This window comes from Saliniramus sp. (assembly GCF_035311605.1).
Taxonomy (GTDB): domain Bacteria; phylum Pseudomonadota; class Alphaproteobacteria; order Rhizobiales; family Beijerinckiaceae; genus Saliniramus.
Genome location: NZ_DATGCW010000186.1, coordinates 1 through 4,271, shown reverse-complemented (window position 1 = coordinate 4,271; position 4,271 = coordinate 1). Strand labels below are relative to the sequence as shown.

Annotated in this window: 5 protein-coding genes; 4 read left to right on the top strand and 1 reads right to left on the bottom strand. The window is 66.5% G+C overall.

Features of this window, described 5'->3' with window-relative positions; all coding sequences use genetic code 11:
- Positions 1 to 139 precede the first annotated feature (139 nt).
- From VKP01_RS08555 to VKP01_RS08540, 4 genes are read left to right on the top strand one after another with little or no spacing between them, the layout of a single operon-like run.
- Complete coding sequence (locus VKP01_RS08555; RefSeq protein ID WP_324411730.1) at positions 140 to 1,198, top strand: ABC transporter ATP-binding protein; 1,059 nt, start codon at positions 140 to 142, stop codon at positions 1,196 to 1,198.
- Positions 1,195 to 2,079 (top strand): ABC transporter permease, encoded by an 885-nt coding sequence (locus VKP01_RS08550; RefSeq protein ID WP_324411729.1) that lies wholly within the window; start codon positions 1,195 to 1,197, stop codon positions 2,077 to 2,079. Before VKP01_RS08555 ends, VKP01_RS08550 begins: the two co-directional genes overlap by 4 nt.
- The gene (locus tag VKP01_RS08545) at positions 2,076 to 2,876 is read left to right on the top strand and encodes an ABC transporter permease (RefSeq protein WP_324411728.1); all 801 of its coding nucleotides are present in this window, start codon (positions 2,076 to 2,078) and stop codon (positions 2,874 to 2,876) included. The genes VKP01_RS08550 and VKP01_RS08545 overlap by 4 nt, the downstream gene beginning before the upstream one ends.
- A 1-nt stretch (position 2,877) precedes the next feature.
- Positions 2,878 to 3,672: a nitrilase-related carbon-nitrogen hydrolase gene (locus tag VKP01_RS08540; protein WP_324411727.1), complete on the top strand. Its 795-nt coding sequence runs from the start codon at positions 2,878 to 2,880 to the stop codon at positions 3,670 to 3,672.
- Positions 3,673 to 3,700: 28 nt separating this feature from the next.
- Here VKP01_RS08540 and VKP01_RS08535 read toward each other — a convergent pair.
- A partial coding sequence (locus VKP01_RS08535) for an amidase family protein (protein ID WP_324411726.1) occupies positions 3,701 to 4,271 on the bottom strand: 571 nt, incomplete at its 5' end.

The window sequence follows — 4,271 nt, the reverse complement described above, 5'->3', positions numbered from 1 at the left end:
CTACGTGGAGCGCTCGGACTGGGTGAATCAGCAATGGTCGGAGATGATCACGGGCTGAGCCGCGTGATCGCATCCGCATGACCGCCTGATCTCTGTCAGGGGGCCGGCTTCCGGGTCGGCCCCGTTTCCGGAAAAGCGCATGACAGCTTTGTCACTTCGGGGCATGAGCAAGCGTTTCGGCAGCCTCGCCGCTGTCGACGACGTGTCCATCGAGATCCCCGCCGGCTGTTTCGTCTGCCTGCTCGGCCCGTCCGGCTGTGGCAAGACGACCCTGTTGCGGCTCATCGCCGGGCTCGAGGAGCCGAGCAGCGGGAGCCTGCATGCTGGCGGGCGCGACATCACCGCACTGGCATCGAACCGGCGCGATTTCGGCATGGTCTTCCAGTCGCTCGCACTCTTCCCGCATCTCGATGTCGCCGACAACATCGCCTATCCGCTGGCGATCAGGGGTCATGGACGGCGCGCGCGGATGGACCGGGTGGAGGCCCTTCTCGCACTCGTGCAATTGCCGGGGCTCGGTGCGCGGCGCATCCATCAATTGTCCGGGGGCCAGCGCCAGCGTGTCGCCATCGCCCGTGGTCTCGCCATCGATCCGAAGGTGTTCCTGCTCGACGAGCCGCTTTCCGCGCTCGATGCCAATCTGCGCGAGCATATGCAGGTGGAACTGCGCCAACTGCAACAGCGCCTCGGCGTCACCACCCTCGTCGTCACCCATGATCAGAAGGAAGCCCTGACCATGGCTGATCTGGTGATCGTGATGAATGAGGGGAAGGTGCAGCAGGCCGGCGCGCCGATGGAGATCTATCGCGACCCGGCCAATGCCTTCGTCGCGGGCTTCATCGGCCAGTCGAACCTGCTGCCCTGTACACTCGGCTCAGACGGCAGCGTCGATCTCGGCGGGACGCGGCTCGCGCTCGATCGGCAAGACCGCGTCAAGACCAAACCCGGCCCCGCCATGCTCTCGATCCGCCCGGAAGATCTGCGTCCCGATTCCCTGGGGCCGATCACGGCGCGCGTCGCCTTCATCCGCGATCTCGGCGAGAGCGTGCAGATCGCACTGGATTTCGGCGAGACGCGGCTGCAGGCGGTCTTCGCCCCGCGCGAACGCCCCGCCGTCGCGATCGGCGACAGCTTGCGCCTCGCGCCCGCTCCCGGCGGTATCGTCGTGCTCGCTCCGCCGGAGGCGCCGGCATCATGAACGGGAGAGCGGTTCATGGAACGCCCGCGAGCGGCGTGTCCGAGAAGGCCGTGCCGGGCTGGTACGGCCTCGTTCCCGCGATCACACTCGCCGTTCTCTTCATTACTCCCTTCGCCATCATGCTATCGGTGAGCGTCGCGCACCGGGTGCCGGGCGGATTCTTCGAGCCGGGTTTCGAATGGACCAGCTATGAGCGGCTGCTCTCCGCGTTCTTCGGGCGCATCCTGCTCACGTCAATCGCCATTTCCGCCGGCGCCGCCGTGATCTGCATCGTTCTCGCCTTCCCGTTCACGGTGTTTCTCGCGGGCATGCGCCACCGGGTGCAGACGCTGGTGCTGGTGGCGTTGCTCGCCGTGCTGTCGCTCTCGGAAGTGATCATCGGCTTCTCGATCTCGACGCTTCTGTCGCGCACGGCCGGGATCGGCAATCTCTTTGCTGCGCTCGGGCTGATAGACGGACCGCGTTCCTACACGCCGGGGCTGTTCGCGCTGATGACGGGGCTTTGCTACCTCGCCTTTCCCTATGCGGTGCTGGTGCTCTATCCGCCGGTCTCGCGGCTCGATCCCGAATTGCGCGATGCGGCGCGGATGATGGGGGCGGGGCCCTTGCGCACCTTCTTCACGGTGACGGTGCCGCTGATGCGTGCGCCCGTGCTCGGCGCGGCGATCCTCGTCTTCGTCTTCACGCTGGGCGCCTATCTGCTGCCGCAGGTGCTGGGGCGTCCGAGCCACTGGACCTTGTCGGTCCACATCACCGATCAGGCGATCTTCCAGTCGAACCTGCCCTTCGCCGCCGCCATGGCGATCGTGCTCCTGCTGGTCGCGCTCCTGCTCGTGGGGCTGACGCTGCTTCTGGGACGTGAGAGCGGGGGGCGGCGATGACGCGCGGGCTCAGGCTGTTCTATGTCTGCTTCATTCTCTTTCTGCTCGCCCTGCCGATCATCGTGGTGACAGGAATCTCGCTGAACGAGGGCCGCAGCCTGCGCTTTCCGCCCGAAGGGCTGTCGCTGCGCTGGTACGGAGCCCTGTTCCAAGAGGGTGACTGGCTGGAGCCGCTGCGGCATTCGCTGATCATCGCGTCCTGCGCCGCCGCACTCTCGGTCGCGATCGCGCTGCCGCTGGCTCTATACGTCTGGTCGCGCGGCAACTGGCTCGGGCGGGCGCTGCACACGCTGGGCGTCGCCCCGTTCATGCTGCCGCCGGTGATCACGGCTCTGGGATTCCTCGTCTTCTGGGTGTCGGCGGGGATGTACGGGCAGATGCTTGCCACGATCATCTCCCATGCGATCTTCCTCGTGACGCTACCGGTGGTGACGATATCGCTCGGGCTGCGCAGCATCGACATGGCGCTGGTGGAAGCCGCGCGCACCATGGGGGCGAGCCGTGGACAGATCCTGAGCGGCGTCATCCTGCCGCTGATCACGCCGTATATCATTTCCGGCTTCGCCTTCGCCTTCGTGCTCTCGCTGAACGAATACATCGTCGCCTACATGGTCGCGGGTTTCACCGTCGAGACCCTGCCGATCAAGATCTTCAACAGCCTGCGCTATGGCTATACGCCGATCATGGGGGTGGTCGCGGTTCTGTTCGTGGCACTCGCGATCATCGTCTTCGGCCTGATCGGGCGCTATGGCAACTTGCCGCGCCTTATGGGCTCCGACCGTTCGGGGGAATGCTGAGATGCGGCACAAGACGCTCACCCTCGCGCTCTGGCAGGGCGCACGCCATACCGGTGCCGGGCTCGATGATCTCTCGGACATTGCCGCGGTCATTGGTGGCGCCGCCAAGGCCGGCGCGGATCTCCTCGTTTTTCCCGAAGGCTATCTCACCGGCTATTACCGTCCCGGCCTGCGCGCCACCGAACTCGCCGGGGTCGATGCGGCACTCGATCGGCTGGGGCGCCTCGTCAACGATGCCGGCATCATGGTGGTGATGGGGACGCATCGTGTATCGGGGCGGGCGCTGGTCAATGCGGCCATCGTCTTCGATACGCGCGGGCGGACGATCGGGGCCTATCACAAGCGCGCGCTGTTCGGTGACTGGGAGCGGGCCACTTTCGAGCCCGGAACGCAACCTCTGCGCTTCGATTGCGGCGGCTTCCGCGTCGGGCTCGCCATCTGCTATGATTTGGAATTCCCCGAACTGATCCGCGCGGAAGCTGAAGCACGGACCGATCTCGTGGTGACGCCCACCGCACTGATGGCGCCGCACGGGCGCATCGCCGGGTTGCTGCCCGCCGCGCGCGCCCTGGAAAACCAGATCTTCGTCGCCTATGCCAACCGCACCGGGCGCGAGCATGAACTCGCATTCGTCGGCCAATCCTGCATCTGCGGCCCGGACGGCGCCATGCTGGCCGTGGCGGGGAATGCGCCGGAGATGCTCGTCGCGCAGCTCGACCGCAAGGCGATCAGGGCCGCGCGGGACGAGGCCTCGTATCTGGAGGATCTCGGACGGTTGCGAGAGAACGGCGGCTGAAACGGCACACGCCTCCCATGCGCCCCCCCTACATGCGCTTCCACAGCAGCCGGTCCATCGTGCCGATCCGCGTCTCGATCGCCTGCATCGCCTCGACGATGAGATCCTCGCGCCAGCGCCGCCCGACGATCTGCACGCCGATGGGCTGCGGGCCCTGTGGCAGCGTCGCGAGTCGCGTGGGAAGGTTGCCGGCGGGCAGCCCCATGAAATTCATGGCGAAGGAGTAATAGCCCGCCCCGAGCGCCTCGCGCACACCCTCGGCGCCTTCCGCATCGCGGTTGGGGCGAAAGAAGGGATGCGGCAGGAAGGGCGTGAGCACCAGCGGGTATTGCTCCAGGAACAGTGACCAGGCCCGCGCGAAACGGGTGCGATCGGCCATCGCCTGCAATTGCTCGGCGCCGTCATAAGGCGGGAACTGCTCGAAATATTCGGCGAAAATCGCCTTCAGGGTCGGCGAGCCATGCGCTTCGATATCGGGCCCCATCAGCGCCGCGACCTCGCCCATCAGGGCGCGATAACCGGTGACGGCGGCCTCGCGCAGGAGCGGCGGCTCGGCCTCTTCGACGACATAGCCGGCATCGGCGAGTGCCGCGCGTGCC